This window comes from Nocardia sp. NPDC041819, from assembly GCF_055590505.1.
Window position 1 is genome coordinate 1,022,236 of sequence record NZ_JBVJAP010000002.1, and the last position, 21,295, is coordinate 1,043,530.

The 21,295-nt window shown below is 68.6% G+C and carries 29 protein-coding genes; 21 read left to right on the forward strand and 8 right to left on the reverse strand.

The features are described from left to right. Positions 1–11: 11 nt before the first annotated feature. A complete protein-coding gene (locus ACZ6DL_RS11560) occupies positions 12–797 on the reverse strand; it encodes a hypothetical protein (protein ID WP_466050414.1) in 786 nt (261 codons plus the stop codon). Between the two features lie 182 nt (positions 798–979). On the opposite strand from ACZ6DL_RS11560, the gene hemB reads away from it, so the two are divergent. The 6 genes from hemB (at position 980) to ACZ6DL_RS11590 (ending at position 4,212) form a co-directional block, all read left to right on the forward strand. Continuing rightward, on the forward strand, positions 980–1,957 hold the full coding sequence (gene hemB / locus ACZ6DL_RS11565; RefSeq protein WP_466050415.1) for a porphobilinogen synthase: 978 nt from the start codon (positions 980–982) through the stop codon (positions 1,955–1,957). Between the two features lie 5 nt (positions 1,958–1,962). After that, positions 1,963–2,478 (forward strand): hypothetical protein, encoded by a 516-nt coding sequence (locus ACZ6DL_RS11570; RefSeq protein WP_466050416.1) that lies wholly within the window; start codon positions 1,963–1,965, stop codon positions 2,476–2,478. A 315-nt stretch (positions 2,479–2,793) separates the two neighbouring features. Next, complete coding sequence (locus tag ACZ6DL_RS11575) at positions 2,794–3,276, forward strand: hypothetical protein (protein WP_466050417.1); 483 nt, start codon at positions 2,794–2,796, stop codon at positions 3,274–3,276. Next, a complete protein-coding gene (locus ACZ6DL_RS11580; RefSeq protein WP_466050418.1) occupies positions 3,273–3,533 on the forward strand; it encodes a hypothetical protein in 261 nt (86 codons plus the stop codon). Before ACZ6DL_RS11575 ends, ACZ6DL_RS11580 begins: the two co-directional genes overlap by 4 nt. A 57-nt stretch (positions 3,534–3,590) precedes the next feature. Continuing rightward, positions 3,591–3,821, forward strand: a complete 231-nt coding sequence (locus tag ACZ6DL_RS11585) for a hypothetical protein (protein ID WP_466050419.1) — start codon at positions 3,591–3,593, stop codon at positions 3,819–3,821. A 169-nt stretch (positions 3,822–3,990) separates the two neighbouring features. Continuing rightward, positions 3,991–4,212, forward strand: a complete 222-nt coding sequence (locus ACZ6DL_RS11590; RefSeq protein ID WP_357034484.1) for a hypothetical protein — start codon at positions 3,991–3,993, stop codon at positions 4,210–4,212. Positions 4,213–4,233: 21 nt separating this feature from the next. Here the strand turns inward: ACZ6DL_RS11590 and ACZ6DL_RS11595 are convergent, their stop codons facing one another. Next, complete coding sequence (locus tag ACZ6DL_RS11595; RefSeq protein ID WP_040870371.1) at positions 4,234–4,620, reverse strand: hypothetical protein; 387 nt, start codon at positions 4,618–4,620, stop codon at positions 4,234–4,236. A gap of 174 nt (positions 4,621–4,794) precedes the next feature. On the opposite strand from ACZ6DL_RS11595, the gene hemL reads away from it, so the two are divergent. The 8 genes from hemL (at position 4,795) to ACZ6DL_RS11635 (ending at position 12,294) form a co-directional block, all read left to right on the forward strand. Beyond that, complete coding sequence (hemL, locus tag ACZ6DL_RS11600) at positions 4,795–6,132, forward strand: glutamate-1-semialdehyde 2,1-aminomutase (protein ID WP_393232942.1); 1,338 nt, start codon at positions 4,795–4,797, stop codon at positions 6,130–6,132. A gap of 344 nt (positions 6,133–6,476) precedes the next feature. Beyond that, positions 6,477–7,124: a histidine phosphatase family protein gene (locus ACZ6DL_RS11605; RefSeq protein ID WP_195045987.1), complete on the forward strand. Its 648-nt coding sequence runs from the start codon at positions 6,477–6,479 to the stop codon at positions 7,122–7,124. Beyond that, positions 7,121–7,762 (forward strand): TlpA disulfide reductase family protein, encoded by a 642-nt coding sequence (locus ACZ6DL_RS11610; RefSeq protein ID WP_466050420.1) that lies wholly within the window; start codon positions 7,121–7,123, stop codon positions 7,760–7,762. The genes ACZ6DL_RS11605 and ACZ6DL_RS11610 overlap by 4 nt, the downstream gene beginning before the upstream one ends. Continuing rightward, positions 7,759–8,013: a hypothetical protein gene (locus ACZ6DL_RS11615; RefSeq protein ID WP_040870368.1), complete on the forward strand. Its 255-nt coding sequence runs from the start codon at positions 7,759–7,761 to the stop codon at positions 8,011–8,013. Before ACZ6DL_RS11610 ends, ACZ6DL_RS11615 begins: the two co-directional genes overlap by 4 nt. A 40-nt stretch (positions 8,014–8,053) precedes the next feature. Continuing rightward, positions 8,054–8,890: a cytochrome c biogenesis CcdA family protein gene (locus ACZ6DL_RS11620; protein WP_466050421.1), complete on the forward strand. Its 837-nt coding sequence runs from the start codon at positions 8,054–8,056 to the stop codon at positions 8,888–8,890. Continuing rightward, positions 8,887–10,533: a cytochrome c biogenesis protein ResB gene (resB, locus tag ACZ6DL_RS11625; protein WP_466050422.1), complete on the forward strand. Its 1,647-nt coding sequence runs from the start codon at positions 8,887–8,889 to the stop codon at positions 10,531–10,533. Before ACZ6DL_RS11620 ends, resB begins: the two co-directional genes overlap by 4 nt. Positions 10,534–10,535: 2 nt before the next feature. Beyond that, positions 10,536–11,501 carry a c-type cytochrome biogenesis protein CcsB gene (gene ccsB / locus ACZ6DL_RS11630; RefSeq protein WP_466050423.1) on the forward strand — a complete coding sequence of 322 codons (966 nt, stop codon included), beginning with the start codon at positions 10,536–10,538 and terminating at the stop codon, positions 11,499–11,501. 139 nt (positions 11,502–11,640) lie between these two features. Beyond that, on the forward strand, positions 11,641–12,294 hold the full coding sequence (locus tag ACZ6DL_RS11635) for a Uma2 family endonuclease (RefSeq protein WP_466050424.1): 654 nt from the start codon (positions 11,641–11,643) through the stop codon (positions 12,292–12,294). Between the two features lie 66 nt (positions 12,295–12,360). Here ACZ6DL_RS11635 and ACZ6DL_RS11640 read toward each other — a convergent pair whose 3' ends face one another. Then, a complete protein-coding gene (locus tag ACZ6DL_RS11640; protein ID WP_466050425.1) occupies positions 12,361–12,645 on the reverse strand; it encodes a hypothetical protein in 285 nt (94 codons plus the stop codon). Positions 12,646–12,923: 278 nt separating this feature from the next. On the opposite strand from ACZ6DL_RS11640, the gene ACZ6DL_RS11645 reads away from it, so the two are divergent. Continuing rightward, positions 12,924–14,063, forward strand: coding sequence for a GNAT family N-acetyltransferase (locus ACZ6DL_RS11645; protein WP_466050519.1), 1,140 nt, complete (start codon positions 12,924–12,926; stop codon positions 14,061–14,063). A 401-nt stretch (positions 14,064–14,464) separates the two neighbouring features. On the opposite strand, the gene lppU is transcribed toward ACZ6DL_RS11645, so the two are convergent. Next, a complete protein-coding gene (gene lppU, locus ACZ6DL_RS11650) occupies positions 14,465–15,109 on the reverse strand; it encodes an LppU family putative lipoprotein (RefSeq protein ID WP_466050426.1) in 645 nt (214 codons plus the stop codon). Positions 15,110–15,417: 308 nt separating this feature from the next. Here lppU and ACZ6DL_RS11655 point away from each other — a divergent pair, with 308 nt between their 5' ends. Continuing rightward, positions 15,418–16,026: a DUF8020 domain-containing protein gene (locus ACZ6DL_RS11655; protein WP_040870361.1), complete on the forward strand. Its 609-nt coding sequence runs from the start codon at positions 15,418–15,420 to the stop codon at positions 16,024–16,026. A gap of 200 nt (positions 16,027–16,226) precedes the next feature. Here the strand turns inward: ACZ6DL_RS11655 and ACZ6DL_RS11660 are convergent, their stop codons facing one another. After that, the gene (locus ACZ6DL_RS11660; protein WP_043733248.1) at positions 16,227–16,433 is read right to left on the reverse strand and encodes a hypothetical protein; all 207 of its coding nucleotides are present in this window, start codon (positions 16,431–16,433) and stop codon (positions 16,227–16,229) included. A gap of 118 nt (positions 16,434–16,551) precedes the next feature. After that, the gene (locus tag ACZ6DL_RS11665; protein WP_040783886.1) at positions 16,552–16,761 is read right to left on the reverse strand and encodes a BldC family transcriptional regulator; all 210 of its coding nucleotides are present in this window, start codon (positions 16,759–16,761) and stop codon (positions 16,552–16,554) included. Positions 16,762–16,945: 184 nt separating this feature from the next. On the opposite strand from ACZ6DL_RS11665, the gene ACZ6DL_RS11670 reads away from it, so the two are divergent. The 5 genes from ACZ6DL_RS11670 to ACZ6DL_RS11690 all read left to right on the forward strand — a co-directional run bounded on the left by ACZ6DL_RS11670 (position 16,946) and on the right by ACZ6DL_RS11690 (position 19,774). Beyond that, positions 16,946–17,308, forward strand: a complete 363-nt coding sequence (locus ACZ6DL_RS11670) for a DUF4229 domain-containing protein (RefSeq protein WP_466050427.1) — start codon at positions 16,946–16,948, stop codon at positions 17,306–17,308. Further along, entirely contained in the window at positions 17,305–18,390 is a 1,086-nt protein-coding gene (gene cds1 / locus ACZ6DL_RS11675) for an L-cysteine desulfhydrase Cds1 (protein ID WP_466050428.1), read from the forward strand. The genes ACZ6DL_RS11670 and cds1 overlap by 4 nt, the downstream gene beginning before the upstream one ends. Positions 18,391–18,513: 123 nt before the next feature. Next, the gene (locus tag ACZ6DL_RS11680; protein ID WP_040870358.1) at positions 18,514–18,735 is read left to right on the forward strand and encodes a helix-turn-helix domain-containing protein; all 222 of its coding nucleotides are present in this window, start codon (positions 18,514–18,516) and stop codon (positions 18,733–18,735) included. Further along, on the forward strand, positions 18,735–19,316 hold the full coding sequence (locus ACZ6DL_RS11685) for a Clp protease N-terminal domain-containing protein (protein WP_466050429.1): 582 nt from the start codon (positions 18,735–18,737) through the stop codon (positions 19,314–19,316). The genes ACZ6DL_RS11680 and ACZ6DL_RS11685 overlap by 1 nt, the downstream gene beginning before the upstream one ends. 74 nt (positions 19,317–19,390) lie before the next feature. Then, positions 19,391–19,774 (forward strand): phage holin family protein, encoded by a 384-nt coding sequence (locus ACZ6DL_RS11690; RefSeq protein ID WP_466050430.1) that lies wholly within the window; start codon positions 19,391–19,393, stop codon positions 19,772–19,774. A 56-nt stretch (positions 19,775–19,830) separates the two neighbouring features. Here ACZ6DL_RS11690 and ACZ6DL_RS11695 read toward each other — a convergent pair whose 3' ends face one another. Then, positions 19,831–20,700 (reverse strand): 1,4-dihydroxy-2-naphthoate polyprenyltransferase, encoded by an 870-nt coding sequence (locus ACZ6DL_RS11695; protein WP_391462016.1) that lies wholly within the window; start codon positions 20,698–20,700, stop codon positions 19,831–19,833. Positions 20,701–20,757: 57 nt separating this feature from the next. Next, entirely contained in the window at positions 20,758–21,222 is a 465-nt protein-coding gene (locus ACZ6DL_RS11700) for an SRPBCC family protein (protein ID WP_466050431.1), read from the reverse strand. Positions 21,223–21,295 lie beyond the last annotated feature (73 nt).

Consider the following 21,295-nt stretch of genomic DNA (forward strand, 5'->3'; position numbering starts at 1 on the left):
CACGTTGTCCATCATCGCGCCTGTTGGAGCGGGGTGCGGTAGCCGTTCGCCCGCGCGTACGCGGCCAGTTGCGCGTCGTAGTTGCGGAGGCTGTCCAGCAGCCAGGTGTGTCCGGTGTCCTTGACGACCACGATCGGCCCTCGGCTGCCCGGCGGAAGCGTGGGAACGGAGCCGTCGAGGTACCAGGATGTGGTCGACCACGGGAAGATGAAGGCCCAGCCGATGTCGGCGACCCGCTGCGGCGGACCGAGCTGCATGGGGTCGGCCGGAGTGGCATGGCGTGCGCTGTGCTCGGCGAGCAAGTGCCGTGCGCTGTTGCGGGCCACCCGCACGTCCAGCGGCCCCGAAGTCGTGCAGGGGAACCGCAGGCTGATCTCCGCCCCGGGGCGCAGCAGTCGGCCCGCCTCTTCCAGGACCCGGCAGGGTCTGCTCCGCAAGCGCAGGAAGACGCTGCGGGCGGTGTCGGAGAACCGCAGCTGCACCGCGGCGTCCTCGGTGCCGCCGACCAGGTGCGTACCGCGGCTGCGCACCCACTCGTGCTCGTCGGGACGGATGCCGAGGCTGGGAAAGGCCACGTGCGCGCATGGCATCACCCCGGATCCGGCCGATTGCCGGGCGAGGAACTCCACGCTGAAGTTCTGCCCCGTGGCGTCGGTGGCGCGCCAGGTTCGCAGTGCGGACGCGGGCGGGGGCAGACCGTCGGTCAGTACCGGCCACCAGTCCGACAGCAGTACCGCCACCCACGACTCGAAGTCGGCGGCTCTGGCCAGCGAGATGTCGATGTGCGGATCGGTCATGCTGTCCCCCAGCGGGTCTCGCCCCTAGTCGGAGTATGCGCCTCCGCGCGCGGTGCGAGGTGTGATTTCACACACCGTTATCAGTCGGATGACATGGCCGATCGCCGCGTAACGGGCCGGGGGCCGTAAGCGGGCGACGGGCGCTCGCGACAGCCGATCACGCCGGGCGTATCGTGCGATTCATGACCGGAATGGACCGCCCACGGCGGTTGCGCCGCACCCCGGCTTTGCGTCGTCTCGTGGCCGAAACGACACTCGAACCACGACAATTGGTACTACCGATGTTCGTGGCCGACGGCTTGGCGGAACCGCGCCCGATCGGCTCGATGCCCGGCGTGGTGCAGCACTCGCTTGACTCGCTGCGCAAGACGGCCGTCGAGGCCGTCACGGCCGGTGTGGGCGGCATCATGCTCTTCGGCGTGCCGCGCCCGGAGGACAAGGACGCCGTCGGCAGCGCCGCCGTCGACCCGCGCGGCATTCTCAACCGCGGCCTGCGCGTGCTCGCCGACGAGGTGGGCGACTCGACCGTGGTCATGGCGGACACCTGCCTGGACGAGTTCACCGACCACGGCCACTGCGGCGTGCTCGCCGCCGACGGCACGGTCGACAACGACGCGACGCTGGACCGCTACGTCGAGATGGCGCTGGCCCAGGCCGAGGCGGGCGCCGACCTGCTCGGCACCAGCGGCATGATGGACGGCCAGGTCGGCGCGATCCGGCGCGGCCTGGACGCGGCCGGACGCATCGACACCGGCATCCTGGCCTACTCCGCGAAATACGCCTCGGCGTTCTACGGCCCGTTCCGGGAGGCCGTCGGCTCCTCGCTGGAAGGCGACCGGCGCACCTACCAGCAGGACCCGGCCAATCGCCGCGAAGCGATCCGCGAACTGGAATTGGACCTGGCCGAGGGTGCGGACATCGTCATGGTGAAGCCGGCCATGTCGTATCTGGACATCCTGCGCGAGGTCGCCGATCGCACGACGGTCCCGGTCGCCGCGTATCAGATATCCGGTGAGTACGCGATGATCACCGCTGCCGCCGAGCGCGGCTGGATCGACCGCCGTGGCGCCGTCCTCGAGTCACTGATGAGTATCCGCCGCGCGGGCGCGGATATCGTGCTCACCTACTGGGCGACCGAGGCCGCGAACTGGCTGTCGTGACGAACATGGCGGGACCGTTCGCCGCGGGCCCGGCCCGGCCCCCGATGCCGGAGGACGTCGGTACCGCGCGGCAGCTGTGGTGGGGTGTGATCGGATTCGGCGTAGTGCAGTTGATCGCCTCGATGATCGCCGCGCTGGATCAGCGGCGCACGTTCGCCGAAGAGGTCTTCGAGCAGGCCAGGGTGCAGGATCCGCAGGTCACGATGGCCAGCGCGGAATTGATGGTGTCGCTGGTCTACGTCGTCGTGGTGCTGATCGGGCTCGGCGTCGCGGCGCTGGCGTCGGTGATCGTGCACCAGTTCGGGCGCGGCAAGCCATGGGCGCGCACCGTGCTGACGGTGCTCGGCGCGTGGGTGGTGGTGATCGGCGTCGGCGCGCTGCTGGCGATCGAGGCGGTGGCCGGGCCGGCTTCGCTCGTCGCGGGCGGCGCGTCCATCGTGCAGGCGGTGCTGGCGGTGGGCGCCATCTATCTGTCCCACCGGCCCGATTCCACCGCGTACTTCCAGCCCGGCGGGCGCTGATGCAACACGTTCCCAATTTGTCCGAGACAGTCCGGCATGTATGGTGAGGGTTGTCACAGTGGACGTGGGAACCGGTAGTCGTTTGTCATGCGTTGTCGTGTATTACGTGCGGGAACTCGGCAGATGGCTCCGGAGGATCGGAGGCATCGATGCGAGTGGTGATCCAGCAGCCGCACAGCATTCGGCGGGATCTGGCCGTCTTGAGTCTGTTGATCCTGTTCGCCGTGTTGACCGTCGCCGTGCTGTTGCTGCCCGGCCTGAGTCGCTGATCTCACTTCTCGCCGTGTCGGCGCGCGCTGCCGCGGGAGGCCCGGCGTGAGCGCTGCCGCCGTCTTGTTCGCCGAACCGGGCGCCCGCTGGCGCGCGGTGGCCTACGGTCCGATCCTGTGCCTGGCCGTTCTCGTCCTCGAATTCGCCACGGGCGGTGCCGTGCACTGGTTCGCCCTGGTGTTCTGCGCCGCGCTGATCGCGGGTTTCGTCGCCCTGCAGGTGGTCGCGGGCAAGCGGCACGTCAGTGTCGAGCTCACCGAGGAGACCCTGCGTTCGGGCACCGAGTCGCTACCGCTGGACTCGATCGCGGAGGTGCTTCCCGAGCGTGACGAGGATTCCTGGGACGACGAGGACTGGGAGTCGGCCAGGGCGCTCGGCGAGCTGAGCGGGGTGCCCCGCCGCCGCACCGGCATCGGTCTGCGGCTGGCCGACGGCGGTCTCGTGCAGGCATGGGCCAGAGACCACAAGGCGCTGCGAACGGCGTTGACCGAAGCCGTCCAGCGCAGTCCGGACGGAGTGGACCGATGAGGCGCTGGATCGTCGCGGTGCTCGTGGAACTGGATCTGTTCGTGCTCGCCCTGATCGCGGCGGCGCTGAGCGCGCGCGCAGGCGTGCGCACCACCGACTTCGCGCCGGCCGGCGACGCCCCGGGTTTCACCGCCACCCGTTACGCGGGCCCTTGGTGGCTGCTGGCCACGTTGCTCGTCGCGGTGGCCGGTGTGCTCGCCATCGACGCCGTGGCCCGGCTGTGGCGCGGTCGCCGCGGCGCCGCGACCGGCGGCTGATCGGCGCGAGTCCGTCTGCGGCCGTTTGACCTCGCGGAACGCGGGAACGCCACGGACATGAAACCAACTGTCCAGCGAACACTTTTCGGTGCGGTGGCGGCCGGTGTGATCGGCGCGGCTGCGGTCGTACCCGCCACCGCGTCCGCCGAAGCCGTTCCCGGAACGCCTGTTCCGGTGACACCGGTCTTCGCCGCTACTCCGCCCGCACCGTTGCTGCACTTGCTACCCACGCCGTTGGCGTGCCTGGTGACCACCGGGTTCGCCAAGTTCTGCCTGGGCCTCACGTAGCCCCGGATTGCCTGCCAACCGCTGCGGACGGCGCGCGAGCGAGTTACCGTGCAACCGCGCTCCGTCCGCTGCCCGACGCCTGCCGACTGTGCGCTTTGGCTGGAATGGCTCTGGGGCCGTTAGTATTTCGGCCGTAGTTGGAACGCGCGTCAATGAAGGAAAGTGTTTGATGAACCGGTTCGCCGTGAAGATCTGTGCCGCGTTTGCCGTGGCCGCCGCCCTCGGAATCGGGGCCGCGCCCGCGGGCGCGAACCCGGGATTGCCCCTGGAGGACGCGAACCCGGTCGACGCGCCGATTCTCGTGCCGGATTCGGGTTCGGCGGGGCCCTACAACGGGTTCATGTGCTTCCTGCACACTATGTCGGCGCAGGTCCCGTGCATGTACGCCTGACGGCGGCGTCGCGGCGCCCGCTCAGTTCCAGTGCTGGTAGATGTCCAGCACACGGCCGTTGCGGGCGCCGGGAGCGTTGAGATAGACGGTGACCGTCCCGTCCGGATGGCCTGCGGCCTCCAGGACCACTTGGCGCAGGGTTGCGTGCACCGCGCCGCGATCGTCGCGGTAGATCGCCGAGTCGTCCTTCAGCCCGGCGCCGATCCGGTTCGGCGGGACGACCATGGTGACCAGCGCCGGGATCGGTCCGCCTGCCAGCATGGTGGTCGCCGTGTGGTCCAGCGGGACGGCCAGCCGCGCCTGGTCGAGTTGATCGAACGGCTGCGCGGCGGCGGACCCGGCCCCGAGAGTCACGGCGGCTCCCGCGACGACGGCGAGCACACCCACGCTGACGATGGCAATCCGCATGCAGACCCTCCCGAACGATGGACGAATGTGAGCTGAGACTACGCACCGGCAACCGTCCAGCGATCGAATTTCGCGCGAACCTCACCTCGGCGTGTTGCCAGGCGGCTGCGGCCTGCATCACTGCACTACACCCTGTCGTCGAACCGATTTTCCGGTGCTGCGAGACTGGAACGCGTGAGTTCTTCTCCGCGCGTGACCAGTGCGACCGTGCCGGTTTCCGCTCAGCTCTTCGACCGGGCGAGTTCGGTGATTCCGGGGGGCGTCAACTCTCCGGTGCGGGCATTTCGATCCGTCGGCGGCACACCGCGATTCATCGCCTCGGCCGCCGGCTGCACGCTCGTCGACGCCGACGGCAACGAGTACGTCGACCTGGTCTGTTCCTGGGGGCCGATGATCCTCGGCCACGCGCACCCCGCGGTCGTCGAGGCGGTGCGCCGCGCGGCGAGCGGCGGCCTGTCCTTCGGTGCGCCGACCGAAGCCGAGATCGAACTCGCCGAGGCGATCGTGCGCCGGGTCACGCCGGTGGAGCGGGTCCGGCTGGTGAATTCCGGCACCGAGGCAACCATGAGCGCGGTCCGGCTGGCCCGCGGCTACACCGGCCGTACCAAGATCATCAAGTTCGCCGGTTGTTATCACGGTCACGTCGACGCGCTGCTCGCCGACGCGGGCTCGGGCGTCGCCACGCTCGGTCTGCCCACCTCCCCGGGGGTGACGGGCGCGCAGGCGGCCGACACCATCGTGCTGCCCTACAACGACCTCGAGGCCGTCGCCGCCGCCTTCGCCGCGAACCCCGGCGAGATCGCCTGCGTGATCACCGAGGCGGCGGCCGGCAACATGGGCGCTGTCGCGCCGCTGCCCGGCTTCAACGCTGGCCTGCGCGCCCTCACCACCGAGCACGGTGCGCTGCTCGTCATGGACGAGGTGATGACCGGCTTCCGGGTCAGCAGTGCGGGCTGGTTCGGCCGGGAAGGCGTCGCGGGCGATCTCTACACCTTCGGCAAGGTGATGAGCGGCGGACTGCCCGCGGCCGCGTTCGGCGGACGCGCCGAGATCATGAACCACCTCGCGCCGCTCGGACCGGTCTACCAGGCCGGCACGCTGTCCGGTAACCCGGTCGCGGTGGCCGCCGGCCTAGCCACGCTGCGGGCGGCCGACGACGCGGTCTACGCCGCACTCGACCGCAACGCACAGCGGCTCGGCGAGCTGTTCGGCTCGGCACTGAGTGCCGCGGGGGTCGGGCACCAGGTGCAATTCGCAGGCAATATGGTGAGCGTGTTCTTCGCCGAACGCCCGGTCACCGATTACGCCGCCGCCAAGGCGAGCGAGACCTGGCGCTACCCCGCGTTCTTCCACGCCCTGCTCGACGGTGGCGTGTACGCGCCGCCGAGCGCGTTCGAAGCGTGGTTCGTCTCCGCGGCGCTCGACGAGGACGCGTTCGACCGTATCGCTGCCGCCCTGCCCGCCGCCGCGCACGCGGCGGCGGCCGCCACCCCCGAAGGATCCCGCGCGTGACCTCCGACCTCGATCAGCCCGATGCCGACCGGCGCGAGCCGGCCAAGCCGTCCGCCGAGCCGGACGTGACCGCGACCAACGGCGCGGTCGCCATCGCATCGGTCATCGACCCGGTCGCGGAGGCGACCGTGATCGACGCGGGTGAGCAGTTCGCCGCCGCGACCCGGTCCGCGACCACCGAGCCCGTGGCATCCAGCCTGGTCGACGCGGGCGCTCACTTCGCCGCGGCCGCGGGGACGACGTCGCAGGCCGGGGGAGAAGAAGAGGCCCCCGAGGGCCCGGCGGAGGACGAGGCCCCCGAGCCGGTCGAGCGCGCCGAGGGCCGGATCAGCGCCGCCGAGCGGGTGCACGACGGCGGCACCGCCATCGAGACGATCGTGCACGTGCTGCGGCACGGCGAGGTGCACAACCCGAACGGCATCCTCTACGGCCGCCTGCCCGGGTTCAGCCTGTCGGTGACGGGGCGCGCGCAGGCCGCCGCCGTCGCGCGGACCCTGGCCGATCACGACATCGCGCTGGTCATCGCCTCGCCGTTGCAGCGCGCCCAGGAGACCGCCGAGCCGATCGCCGCGCAGCACGACGTCATCGTCCGCACCGACGAGAACCTCATCGAGGCGGGCAACACCTTCGAGGGCCTGCGGGTGTCGGTCGGCGACGGAGCGCTGCGCAAGCCGCGGCACTGGTGGAAGCTGCGCGATCCCTTCACCCCGTCTTGGGGCGAGCCCTACCTGCAGATCGCGCACCGCATGCTGGCGGCGGTGAACAAAGCCCGGGTCGAAGCGGCCGGGCGGGAGGCGGTGCTGGTCTCGCACCAGCTACCGGTGTGGACGCTGCGGCGGTTCCTCCAGGGGCAGCGGCTCTGGCACGACCCGCGCCAGCGGCAGTGCTCGCTCGCGTCGCTGACCTCGCTGGTCTACCACGGCGACACGCTCGTCGACATCGTCTACTCCGAGCCCGCGGGCGGCTCGGACCCGTCGGTGCACGGCGCATGACCCGCTCCACCGCGTTCCCCCTCCCGCCCTCGGTGCGCACCGGGCGGGCGCTGCCGGTTCTGCTCGCGTGCGTGGCGCTGATCGCCGCGCTCGCGGGTTGTTCGACCGGTTCGGACGCGGTGGCCTCCGGCGGCACCTTCGAATTCGTCTCGCCCGGCGGCAAGACCGATATCCGCTACGATCCGCCCGCCGCGCGCGGCACCATCGGCAAACTGGCCGGTCCGGACCTGATGACGGGGGGCAAGACCACCTCGGTCGAGGACTACGCGGGCAAGGTCGTGGTGCTCAACCTGTGGGGCCAGTGGTGCGGTCCGTGCCGCGCCGAGGCGCCCGCCCTGGAGCAGGTCTACGAGGCGACCAAGGACAAAGGCGTCGCATTCCTCGGGATCAACGTCCGCGATCCGCAACAGGACAAGGCCCAGGATTTCGTGGTCGACAACAAGGTCGGCTACCCGTCCGTCTACGACCCGTCGATGCGCACGCTCTTGGCGCTCGGCGGGAATTTCCCTACCAGTGTCATCCCAACCACGCTCGTCCTCGACCGGCAACACCGGGTCGCCGCGGTCTTCCTGCGGTCCCTGCTGGCCGAGGATCTACAGCCGGTAATCGAAAGTATCGCCGCGGAGGAATCACAGTGAATCGCGACCGCCGTACCCGCCACCTGCGTGCCTGCCGGCCACGGCAGGGCGCCCGACGCATCGGCGGAGGATGGGCCGTCGACGACCGGTGGGCGGGTATCGCCACCGTGCCGCGCAGCGTCGCCGCCGACTCCCTCTTGGACTTCGCCGTATTCGAGGCGGCCGAGGAACCCACCGCCACCGAGCACAAGGTGTCGTTGCGCCGCGGCGCCGGACGATCGCCAGAGGACACGCCGGAGGAATCGGTGTGACGCTTGCGCGCACCGCGCCGCATAACGGGGAGAACCGGTGATGGTGCTCGCCGGAGTCGGTGATTCGTTCCAGCAGACGGCGGCCTCCGGGCCGCTGCTACTGGCGCTCGGCGCGTGCCTGCTCGCGGGTCTGGTGTCCTTCGCCTCGCCGTGTGTGGTGCCGCTCGTGCCCGGCTACCTGTCCTACCTGGCCGGACTGGTCGGCGCCGAGGCGCCGCCCGCCACCGCCGCGCAGGCCACCGGGGGCCGTACCGGAGCAGCGGTGACCGCCGCCGAGTCGCTTCGCTCGGGGCGGATGCGGGTCGCGGGTGCGGCCGGCTTGTTCGTGGCCGGTTTCACCGTGGTCTTCGTGCTCGCCACGGCGACCGTCTTCGGCGTCATCCAGACCCTCAACGTGAACCGTGAACTGCTGCAACGCATCGGCGGCGTGGTGACGATCCTGATGGGCTTGGTCTTCATCGGCCTGGTGCCCGCGTTGCAGCGCGACACCCGGATGGAGCCGCGCAGGCTCACCAGCATCATGGGCGCGCCGCTGCTGGGCGGAGTGTTCGCGCTGGGCTGGACACCGTGCCTGGGCCCTACGCTCTCCGGCGTCATGGCCGTGGCCGCGGGCACCGACGGGACGACGGCGGTGCGCGGGGTCGCGCTGATCGTCGCCTACTGTCTGGGACTCGGTCTGCCGTTCGTCGTGCTGGCCTTCGGTTCGGCGAGCGCGTTGCGCGGGGTGGGGTGGCTGCGCCGCAATTCCCGCACCATCCAGATCATCGGGGGCCTTTTGCTCGTCGCGGTAGGCGCCGCGCTGGTGACCGGGGCGTGGGACCAGTTCGTCGCCTGGGTGCGCGACGCGTTCGTCTCCGAGGTGACCTTGCCGATATGACCGTGACCGACCAGCCGACGATCGAAAGCACCGAGCGGCCGCCCCGCCAATCCCTGCCCGGACGGGCCTGGGCATTGCTGCGCAACACCTGGCGCGGGCTCACCAGCATGCGCACCGCCCTGGTGCTGCTGTTCCTGCTCGCCCTGGCCGCGATTCCCGGCGCGTTGCTGCCGCAGCGCAACCTCAACGAGCAGAAGGTCGAGCAGTACATCGCCGACCGGCCGACGCTCGGCCCGTGGATGGACCGCTTCGAGCTGTTCGACGTGTTCTCCAGCTTCTGGTTCACCGCCGTCTACGTGCTGCTGTTCATCTCCCTGGTCGGTTGCATCCTGCCGCGCACCCTCGACCACTACCGCGCGCTGCGTACACCGCCGGTGCGGGCGCCGCGCAACCTGACCAGGCTGCCGCACCACTACTCGGGCCCGGCCGAGCGGTCGCCCCGGGAACTCGTCGACCACGCCCGCGCCCAGCTGCGCGGCTGGCGCACCGAGGTCCGCCCCGGCCCCCGCGAGGGTGAACTGGCGCTCTCGGCGGAGAAGGGCTACACCCGCGAACTCGGCAATCTGGTGTTCCATCTGGCGCTGGTCGGGCTGCTGATCGCCATCGCGGCGGGCAAGCTGTTCGGCTACGAGGGCAGCGTCATCGTGCTGGCGAACAACGGTCCCGGCTTCTGCACCACCTCGCCCGCGGTGTTCGACTCGTTCAAGGCGGGCAATGTCAACGACGGCACCGGGATGACCCCGATCTGCGTCCGGGTGAAGGATTTCCGAGCCGACTACCTGACCAACGGGCAGGCGGAGATGTTCACCGCGAACCTCGCCTACCAGGCGGGCGACGACCTGCGGACGAACACCTGGCGCGATACGCGGGTGCAGGTCAACCACCCCTTGCGCGTCGCGGGCGATCGGCTCTACCTGCAAGGTCACGGCTACGCGCCGACCTTCACGGTCACCTTCCCCAGCGGCCAGACCCGCACCGAGTCGATCCAGTGGCGTCCCGACGACGCCTCCACATTCCTGTCCAGCGGCGTGCTGCGGATCGACCCGCCCGGTGGCATGTACGCCACCGACGAGGAGCGCCGCAAGAACCAGATCGCGATCGAGGGGTTGTTCGCGCCGACGGCGATGTTCCACGGGTCGTTGCTGACCTCGGCGTTCCCCGCGATGAACGATCCCGCCGTCGCGGTGGATATCTATCGCGGCGACACCGGCCTGGATACCGGGAAGCCGCAGTCGCTGTTCGCGCTGGACCCCGAGCAGGTCAAACAGGGCCGGCTGGCCAAGGAGGCCAGGGTCAATCTGCGCCCCGGCGAGTCGACCACCTTGCCGAACGGCACCAAGGTCACCTTCGACGGCGCGCAGGAGTTCGTCAATCTGCAGGTCTCGCACGACCCCGCGCAGAAGTGGGTGCTGGTGAGCGCGCTGTTCATGATGGCGGGCCTGCTGGTCTCGCTGCTGATCAAGCGCAGGCGGATCTGGGTGCGGGTCTACCCGGCCGAGGACGCGGCCGGTACCGTTGACAAACGACGCACTGTAGTAGAGATGGGCGGGCTGGCCAGGACCGACCAGGCGGGCTGGGGCGGCGAGTTCGACCGGTTGCGCGCCCGCCTGCTCGACGAGCACGCCGAGACCACGGGAGAGTGACCATGCCGATCGACGAAACCATCGCCAGGTACAGCGATCTCGCGTTCAAGACGGCGATCGTGGTGTACGCGCTGGTGCTGGTACTGCTGATCTGGCAGTACGCGACGGCACGCAGCCGCCAGGTCAGCGAGCGTGAACTGGTGAGCGTGGGTGGCGGATCGACACCGCAGGGTCCCGGCCGGGTCGTCGAGCCCGCGCGGCGGCCGCTGTCGGAGCGGCTCGGCAACATGGCGTTCTCGGTGCTGATGGTCGCCATCGCGTTGCACGTCGGCGCGATCGTGTTGCGCGGCTTCGCGACCCACCGCTTCCCGCTGGGCAACATGTACGAGTTCGTCACGATGGCGACGGCCGCCGCCGTGTTGGTCGGGGTGGTGCTGCTGCGCGAGCAGCGCTATAGCGCGATGTGGGCGTTCCTGCTCGTTCCGGTATTGATCCTGCTGTTCCTCGCGGGCACGGTGCTCTACGCCGACGCCGCGCCCGTGGTGCCCGCGTTGAAGTCGTTCTGGCTGCCGGTGCACGTCACCATCGTGAGCGTGGGCAGCGGCGTGTTCCTGTTCGCGGGCGTGGCGAGCATGCTGTTCCTCTACCGCCTGCGCCAGCCGGACGGCGAGGAGTCCGACAACGTCCTCGGCGTCATCGCCCGCCGCCTGCCCGACGCCCGCACCCTGGACCGCCTGGCCTACAAGGCCACCATCATCGGTTTCCCGCTGTTCGGTGCCGGCGTCATCCTGGGCGCGATCTGGGCCGAGGCCGCCTGGGGCCGCTTCTGGGGCTGGGACCCGAAGGAAACCTGCTCCTTCATCGCCTGGGTCCTCTACGCCGCCTACCTGCACGCCCGAGCCACCTCCGGCTGGCGCGACACCAAGGCTGCCTGGATCAACATCGCCGCCTTCGTCGCGATGTTGTTCAATCTGTTCATCATCAACATGGTGATCAGCGGGTTGCACTCCTACGCTGGGCTGAACTGAGGCTTTACCCGCGCCTTCCCGCGCTCGACGGCGGGCTCGTCCGGGTCGCTGGACAAGTCGGAAGACAGCGGGCAGCTCCGTGGTACCTGCCGGGGGAAACAGCCATCCGTCGGGACAGCGCCGCCCTTACCATTGCGGCATGTCCGTTCCGGATGTAGGACACTCGGACCTCCCTGAGTACATGACATGGGAGGAGTTGGAGCGACTCCCCGAAGAGATCGCGGAGCGGATCGAGTTGTGGGACGGTCGCGTGGTCTGGTTGCTTCGCGGTCCTGCCGAGCATCAGACGTTCTCCAACCGACTCTGGGCCACACTCGAGCGCTGTGCTCGGAAGGACATGTCCGACAATCCCGAACAGTGTTGGCGCGTCACCACCGAGACGAACGTATTTCTGGGTCACGCCGGCAAGTCCAACTTCCTGACACCGGACTTCCTGGTCCACCGCTGTCTCGGATCCGCCTATCAGGATGTGCGCGGCAGTGACGTCGTCCTGGTCGGGGAGGTCCTGTCACCCGGCAACACGCAGACCGACATCGAAGCCAAAAAGGGGCGGTACGCCGGCTCGGGCATCCCGTGGTACTGGGAGGTGACGCTGGCCCGTGAGGTCAGCGCGATCGCCACCGTCCGCGCTTACGGTCTCGACATCGGCCATGCGCAGCTTCCGGACGGGGTTCACCCGCTTCGTGCCGCCAACTACATCCTCGCGGCCGAGTGGACTCACCAAGCCCCGGACGGCGTCGAGTTCGACTTTCCGTTCCCGATCAGCATTCCGTGGGCCGAACTCGAATACTGAGGAGATCGGCTCGCACGTTGATGCGGCTCGCCAGTGTGCGCAGCCGCATGCCGGCACCGCGATCGGTCACAGGGCCGCTGCGCCGATGAGCCGGGAGTGAGGCCGGTGGGGGCCGGGGTTGTGGTCGGATTGCCTTCCGGGGTTCAGGTTGGTCTGTCCGCCGGGGGTCAGATTCGCCTGCGGGCCGCAGGCCAGATCGGGCCAGGAACAGCTCGCCAGGTTGTGGTCCTGACCGGCTTGGGCGACACCGGCCGTCAGCAGACCCATACCGAGCAGGGCGGGTGCGGCGGCGATCGCCAGAGCGCGGGTGAGCCGATGGGTGCGGCGGGTCGAGCGCTGGTTTCGGATCATGTGGTGTGCTCCTCGGTATCGGTGTGGCGGGGCGGTCCCGCTGTCGTGATGACGCTGTCCAGCCTCATGGACACGGGAATGCGCCGAAAGGACACCAAGGGTGCACGGCCACCCACCCCCTGCGGTAAGCCGATTCCCCCGAGGTGGGCTTCCGTTCCGTCATCCGGCGGCTGGGGTCATCGACGATCCGCGATAGTTGAAAACGCAGCTTCATCAGGCTCGGTGCGTCGGGTGTTTCGCGCATACGTGCCGCCGAACGATTGGCGTTGGTGGTCGCGATGGCGCTCGGCGATCATCTTCTGGTGCGGAGGAACTCGGAGCCGGCCGGGAAACGTCGAGTACCGGAATTGGACGCAGCAGCAGGCGAGTTGAGGCTCAGACCTTGGCAGATGTCTTCTGCCGACGTCGATCTCGTGCGGGAAGCGGCGGATGACGAGTTGATTCCGCTGATCACCACGGTGCCGTCGGTCTACACCGCCGAGGAGGCGGCGAGCTTCATCGAGCGTCAGTGGGATCGAACCGAGAGCGGGAGCGGATACCCCTTCGTGATCGCGCGGGCGTCGGACGGTAAACCGCTCGGCAGTATCGGCGTGTGGTCGAAGGATCTCAGCGAAGGACGAGCGTCCATCGGCTACTGGCTGGTGAGATCCGCTCGCGGGCAGGGCATCGCGGCGCACGCACTGCGGACGGTCACCGCTTGGGCGTTCGAGCACCTGCCAGTTTCCCGGCTACAGCTCTATGTGGAACCCTGGAACGTCGCGTCCATCCGGACCGCCGAGCGTGCGGACTTCCGGCGTGAGGGGCTTCTGCGGGGGTGGCAGCTAGTCGGTGACAGCCGCCGCGACATGTACATGTACGCGCGGCTCCGGCCGACTCGGCCACAGGAGAGTCCGCTGCGCCGCGGGCAGGCCATTCGGGTTGCGCTACCGGCAGACGTCGACGGGATCGTCGAGCTGCTTTCAGCGGTCGCGGCCGAGGGCAAATGGATCAGGGCCGAGGCGCCGTTCGATACCGAAGCCGCTGCCCGCCGGATCCTGGCGATGTCGGGCGATGAAAAGCACGGCGTCTTCGTGGCCGAGATCGACGGATCCGTCGCAGGCACGGCGACGGTCGAATTCACCGCACGCGGCGTCACGGCCTTCGCCATGATGGTTGCAGCCGACCAGCGCGGACGCGGCATCGGAACGGCGCTGCTCGACCGAGTCGTCGAATGGTCCCGGGATCATGGCGCCCACAAGGTGACGCTCGAGGTATGGCCCCATAATCAAGCGGCGATGGCGTTGTACGACCGAGCCGGTTTCGAGGTCGAAGGTGTGCTGCGCGCGCATTACCGGCGGCGCAACGGCGAGCTGTGGGACGCGGTGCTCATGAGCCTGTCCTCGGCCGGTGCTCCTGGCATCGGCCGTGGCTCTGGCTAGGTCTCGGCCGCAGGGCAGTTCTCGCGTACGCGCAGGTTGCGAAGGCATTGCCGGGACCGCGGTGGCGAGCTGTGGGAAGGCGCTCGGGATCACTGAACGTCGTAAGCCGTGCCGGTGCGTGCCAAGAATGGACATTTCCCGGAATGCCGTAATTTTTATTGACGTCTTTGCGCGAGAACAATCTGGAGGAAAACATTTTCAGAGTTTGTGGCCGAATTGCGCGGGACCGTCTTCGGTTCGCTATGCGCGCAAAGCTCCGGTCGGCAACGCGCTGAAATATCCCACAGTGGAACCGATAACGCTACGAGTCCATCGTCCTACGAGACACGAGACTTCGCATGTCTGTTAACTAATCGCGCAAGCGCCTACGGGGGCGCCCGTGCTACGGCAGCCGGGTGGGTCTAGAGCCGCGCGACGCAGACGACGAAATGCCGTTGCTGGTAGACGATTCCGCTGTCGGCCGAGCCGCAGGCGTTGACGTCGACGGTGTTCTGCTTGATGTCGATCACCCGGACCGCCCCAGGGGCGGGGGCCGCGCAATCCAGTCGCTTGGGACTGCCGGGGGTCAGTTCCATGCAGCCGCCGACTACCCAGTCGATGTCCAGGCAGAGCGCGGCCTGTGCCGCCCCGTGCAGGGTCTCGTTGTAGGTCTGGTCGGCGTCGGTGGGGCACGCGGCGTTCGCGGGCGCCTTCTCGATGACCTTGTAGACGGAGTTGGGGCTGCCACAAGCGGTTTTGTCGATCCCGCCCGCGCCGCCGAGCTGCACGCAGTCGCCGATGCTCACCTGCAGGCTGGTGGCGCTCTTGTTCGACGCGCCACGCATCGCCGAGGTGGTCGGCAGGGGCTCGGTAGTGGTGGGCAGTTCCTCGGTCGTCGGCGGAGGTGTCGATGTGGTTGGTGCGGTGGCGGTCTGGGCGGCTGCGGCCGGCTCCTCGGCAGGGCCGGACATCGATAGCGCGGCGGCGACCACGAGGGTGGCCGCCAGTCCGGTCCCGACCATGAAGGCGGCCAGGGTGATACCGGCGCGGACACGTTGGCGCGACACGTACGTCCTCCAGAGCTGTGAACCCTTCGACCCACCTAGCGACTCGAAGTTGTGAATCTTGCGGATTGAAGACCACGCCATGCTTACACTACGCGGCACGTCCGCGTCGAGTTTTGCTTCCCAGGCATAGCGATCCGCCCGGGGAATTCACCTGCGTGCGCGGATCCGAAGCTTAGTGATCACAATTGGATAACGAACCGCTCGATCGCGTGTGCCGACCGCCAGATCTGGAAACAAGTCACGGGCGCTGTACAGTCACACGCCATCCGGCCTCCGGAGCCGGTGTCTCGGTGAGAAGGAATTCCAGAATGAAGTTCGGCACTATTGCCGCCATTACGCTCGGTGCGGTTGCCGCAGTGGGCATCACGGCGGGGGCCGCGAACGCGCAACCCGTAGAACCGGATCGAGAGATCACGACAGCAGGTGTCGAGCAGGGGGTGGACTACCGCACCACGGTCTCGCGCGAGACCGGGGCCATCAGCACCGCCGTCGAGCACGGCACCTTCGCGGTGGTCGATGACGGTACCAAGATCAAGCTGACCTCCGATACCGGAGCCGTGGTCGCCGAAGTGCCGCTGACCTTCCAGGTTTCCGGCAGCAAGCTCTCGGTGGCGCACGAAATCTCCGACAGCGGACGGCGTCTCGCGCTCACCCCGAAGGCGGACGCCAAGGAGATCGGCGAGATGCAGCCGATCAGCTCGATGAACCGGCTCATCGCCGAACTGAACCAGAACGTCGTCGGCGTGGTCGGCGGCGCGCTGCTCGGCGGACTGCTCGGGGCTCTGATCGGCCTGGGCTTCTTCAGCATCATCACCGGCCCGATCGGCTTGGTCGTCGGCGCGATCGCGGGCGGAGCCATCCAGGGCGGGCAGCCGTTCATGGACGCGCTGATGGCGGTCGTCAACGGCGAACCCTGATCGGTACCCGCGGATCGGGTGTGGCAGGCGCACCGCAGCGCGCCTGCCACACCCGGACCGGGGTGTCGATCGCCGTGGTGTCCGACGAGGGAGAGGGAGTTCCCCCCGGCGCAACGGCCACGGTTGATACGCGGAACAAAGAGAACGCGCGAACGCCGGATATCGCTGGACGCGTGCTATCGCGCGGGTACTGCGAACGATCAGCGCTCGGCGGAACCGGACTCGCCGTCGCGGTGCTGGCGAGATAGTCGCCAGAGGAACTCCGGGTCGTCGTCGGGTCCGATGACGCGCTTGCGCTGTGGTGAACGGGTCTGCGGGGCAGTGGGTCCAGTCCGCTCGGGGCCGAACGCCTTCCAGCACAACACCGCTATTGCCACCACCGCGATGAGTGCCAACAGGTACGTCACGTCGCTCACCTCCTGATTACGAGGGTAGCCGCGGACGTGACTCCCGCACACCGCAGACGCAGAAAATGGTCTGCGGGCGAGCGCGGACCCGAGCACGACGGGCCCGCGTGCCCTGCGATCAGCGTGCGGTCGCCTCGGTGGTCAGCGACTTGAGCAGCTGGAGTACTTCCGATTCGCGAAACCGGCGATGTCCGCCCGGTGTGCGCAGCGACCCGAGGCGCCCGGCGTGGGCCCAGCGCGTCACGGTCTTGGGGTCGACGTGGAACAGGGCAGCAACCTGGCCCGGAGTCAGCAGGGTGTCCTGGCCGCCGACGGTGATCGCAGTCATAGCAAACCTCTCCGTTCTCGACAGTTCCCTCATCAGATGGCGCCATCGTCGCACTGAAACCCCTAGGTACTCGAACCACCTACAGTTGGTAAAGGGGAGGTAATAGACAAATCGGATGTGCGCCCCACCCCCGGCATTGGGCGTGCACCGGGGGCGGGCAACAGCTTCGCATAGGCTGAGGGATGTGCGTGACGCAACTCCACCAAAAGGTGCTTCCGGACAGCAAACGGCTGGCGCAGGTCGTCGGCTGGCCCGCAATCTGACCCTCTACACCGTCGCCAGGTTGGGTCTCGTGGTAGTGCTGACCGCGGTGATCGTGCTGGCCGCGCGACTGGTGTCGGTGGACATTCCGTTGGTGGTCGCGGCCCTGTTCGCGCTCATCATCGCGATGCCGCTGTCACTGACCCTGTTCAAGCGGCTGCGGGCCAAGGTCAACGAGGACATCGCCGTGGTCGACGAGCGCAGGCGCCGCGACAAGGCCGAGCTACGGGCGCGGTTGCGCGGCGACGAGCCGCCCACCCCGCCGGAGTCGGGGACGTCTTCGTGAAGTCCTGCGATCACACCGCACCGCGCGACTGGGTCGACAACGCGGTGCGGTTGATCGACGCCGACTCCCAGCGCAGCGCGGATACCCACTTGCTGCGCTACCCGCTACCCGCCGGGTGGAACGTCCAGCTCTACCTCAAGGACGAGTCCACGCACATCACCGGCAGCCTCAAGCACCGCCTGGCCCGCTCGCTGTTCCTGTACGCCATCTGCAACGGCTGGGTGACCGAGGGGACGACCGTGGTGGAGGCGTCCTCCGGTTCGACCGCGGTCAGCGAGGCCTACTTCGCGCAGCTGCTCGGCTTGGACTTCGTGGCGGTGATGCCCGCGAGTACCTCCCCGCAGAAGATCGCGCTGATCGAGGCGCAGGGCGGTCGCTGCCATTTCGTGCGGCGCCCGCCGGACATGTACACCGAGGCGGCGCGGTTGGCGGCCGAATGCGGCGGTCACTACATGGACCAGTTCACCCACGCCGAGCGCGCCACCGACTGGCGAGGCAACAACAACATCGCCGAGTCGATCTTCCAGCAGATGGCGTTGGAGGCCAATCCGGTGCCGGAATGGGTCGTGGTCGGCGCGGGCACGGGTGGCACCAGCGCCACGATCGGCCGCTACATCCGGTATCGCAGGCATGCGACGAAGCTGGCCGTGGTCGATCCGGAGAACTCCGCTTTCTACGGCGGTTACGAGACGCGGGACGCGGGCTACCAGACCGGAATGCCTTCGCGGATCGAAGGCATCGGGCGCCCGAGGGTCGAGCCCTCGTTCGTCGGCCAAGTGGTGGACCGCATGTTCGAGGTGCCCGACGCGGCGTCCATCGCGGCGGCCAGGTTCGCGAGCGCGCGGCTGGGTCGCCGGGTCGGCGGATCGACCGGGACCAACCTGTGGGGCGTGTTCGCCCTGATCGCCGAGATGCTCGCCGAAGGGCGCGGCGGCAGCGTCGTCACCTTGCTGTGTGACGGCGGGGACCGTTATGCCGGAACGTATTTCGACGATGCGTGGGTCGCGTCCCATGGGCTGGATCTCGCCGGGCCCACCGCCGTCCTGGAAAAGTTCGTGGCGACCGGAATCTGGGACGCCTGATCGGTTCAGGCCTCGCCTGAGCGCGAGGCTTCTTGTTCGCCGAGCGTGGAATCGGGCTCTGTCATGCCCTCGCGTGTCAATTTTTGTTGACATCACACGCGAGCGTCAATAAAAATTGACGACATGACAGAAGCAACCACCCTGGCGGCCGCCGCGGGCAGCCCCGATCCGAAGGTCGGGCTGCGCGCGGTGCTCGCGCTACGCAGGCTGCTCGAACGTCTCGAAGCGATCCAGGTGGCCAACGCCCGTGCCCAGGGCTGGTCCTGGCAGGCGATCGCGGAAGCGCTCGAGGTGAGCAAGCAGGCGGTCCATCAGAAGTACAACCGGAAAGGCAGGAGCCGCTGATGTTCGAACGGTTCAGCAGGTCGGCGCGCACGGCGATCGTCGTCGCCCAGGAGGACGCGCGCGAACTCCGTGCGTCGAATATCGAGGTCGAACACGTGTTGCTCGGGTTGCTCGGCCAAGCCGAGCCGGAATTGGCGGCGTTGCTCGCGGAGGCGGGACTCACGCGCGACGGCGTGCGCCGCGCGCTGGCCGAGCAGGGCAATGGGGTTCCCCTCGGACCCGAGGACGCCGAGGCATTGCGGTCCATCGGCATCGATCTGGACGCCGTCCGGGAGTCACTGGAAGCGCATTTCGGCGAGGACGCGCTCGACCGCGCCGCGCCGGATCTTCGACGTGGGTCGTTCCCGTGGGGTCGCGGCGGGTACTACGGGCACATCCCGTTCACCAGGGAAGCGAAGAAAGTGCTCGAGCTCTCCCTGCGGGAGGCGCTCGGCCGCAAGGACAAGAGCATCGAATCCGGGCACATGCTGCTCGGCATCATGCGCGCCCCCAACGAGACGACGGTGCGCCTGTTCGGCGGGCCCACCGTGATCAAGGAGTTGCGCCCCAAGGTGCACGCCCTGCTCGACCGTGCGGCCTGAGCCCGCGGACATGCGCAGGCGGGGTTCCTGTCTTCCAGCGGCGCATGTCCGCACCCTGGGCCTAGCATTGGGCCATGCAGCTCGTGATTCGGTTGATCATCAACGCGGTGGCCATCTGGCTGGCCGCCTTCTGGGTCGACAAGATCGACATCCTCGCTCCCGAAGGCGGCAACGGCGCAAAGATCGCGGTCGTCCTCGCGGTGGCCGCGGTGTTCACGGTGGTGAACGCACTGGTCAAGCCGATCGTGAAGCTGCTGTCACTACCACTGGTGATCGTGACGCTCGGCCTGTTCCTGCTCGTGATCAACGCGCTCATGCTGTGGCTGACCGCCGAGATCACCGAAGCGTTCACCGATTACGGCCTGCGCGTCGAAGGTTTCTGGGCCGCGGTGATCGGCGGCATCATCGTCTCGATCGTGAACTGGGTGCTCGGCATCCTGGTGCCGGACGAGGACTAGTCCGCCACGCCGCTCGTGCGGAACTCGTCACCGGGCCGCGTCGGTCGGCACGGGCGCTAGCCCAGCCCGACCGCGAGCGCGGTGACCGCCGACCAGACCAGCAGGGCCAGGCCGGAATCCCGCAGCGCGGGAATCAGTTCCAGGCCGCCCTTGCCGCCGCGCACCGGCGCGTTGGCGCGCACCGCGAGCGGGATCGCGATCAAGCCGGCCAGTGCCCACGGTGTGCGGGCGACCAGCGCCAACGTCACGAGGAACGGCACGGCGAGCAGCGCGAGGTGCAGCGTGCGGGTGCGCGGGTCGCCGAGTTTCACGGCGAGCGTGACCTTCCCGGATTCGGTGTCGGTGGGAATGTCGCGCAGGTTGTTCGCGACGAGCACGGCGCTGGAGAACGCGCCCACCGCGACCGCCAGCAGCGCGCCCACCCAGTCGATCCGGTCCGCCTGCACGAACTGGGTGCCGAGCACCGCGACCAGGCCGAAGAAGACGAACACCGCCACTTCGCCGAATCCGCTGTAGCCGTACGGGTTGCTGCCACCGGTGTAGTACCAGGCCCCCGCCAGGCAGGCCGCGCCGATGAGCAGCAGCCACCACGCGCTGGTGAACACCAGCACCAGACCGAAGACGGCGCCGATGACCAGGCTGACGATCGCGGCGGTCTTCACCGCGCCGGGCGAGGCCAGCTTCTGCCCGACCAGGCGCAACGGGCCGACCCGGACGTCGTCGGTGCCGCGGACGCCGTCGGAGTAGTCGTTGGCGTAGTTCACGCCGATGATCAGCGCCAGCGAAACGAGCAGCGCGAGAATCGCTTTCCACCACACCGCACCGTCGACGGACGCGGCGGCTCCGGTTCCGGCGAGCACCGGGGCGATCGCGTTCGGCAGGGTGCGGGGTCGCGCGCCCTCGATCCATTGCGCTGCAGTAGCCATGTCCGCAGCATAATGGGCGCATTCGGGCACGGTCCGCCCTCAGCTCGCGCGCGGCGATCAGGCCGTTTCGGTAGTCGCCGCCTGCTGCAACCGCGCGAGCCCCTTTTCGAAGTCCCGGCCGACGAATTTGTCCATCGGGATGAACTTGCCGATGACGCCCATCAGGCCGGTCTGCCTGCCGGTCATCCGCCAAGTCACTTCGGTGCCGGTCTCGACCGGGTCCAGAATGAAGGTCACCATGTTGGTCGCCTTCATCGGCTTCAGGAACTCCAGGCGAACGCCGATCTCGTGGTCGGCGCTGCCGATGATCTCCATGCTGCCCGCGCCGGCTTTGCGGTTGCCGCTCCAGGCGTAGCGCGCGCCGACACCGGAGTCCGCGCCGGAATAACTGCGCTGCAGCTGCGGGTCGAGGTCCTCCCACGGCGACCACTCGACCCACTTGTGGAAATCGTTGATCAGCCTGTGCACACGCGCGGGCTCGGCCGTGACCACGGCCGATCGGACCACCTCGAACTCAGCCATGGGGGTCAGACTATGCCACCGACCGCTCACAGTCCCGGCAAAAAAATCGTGTCGGCCCCGTCGGGTCCGCTCG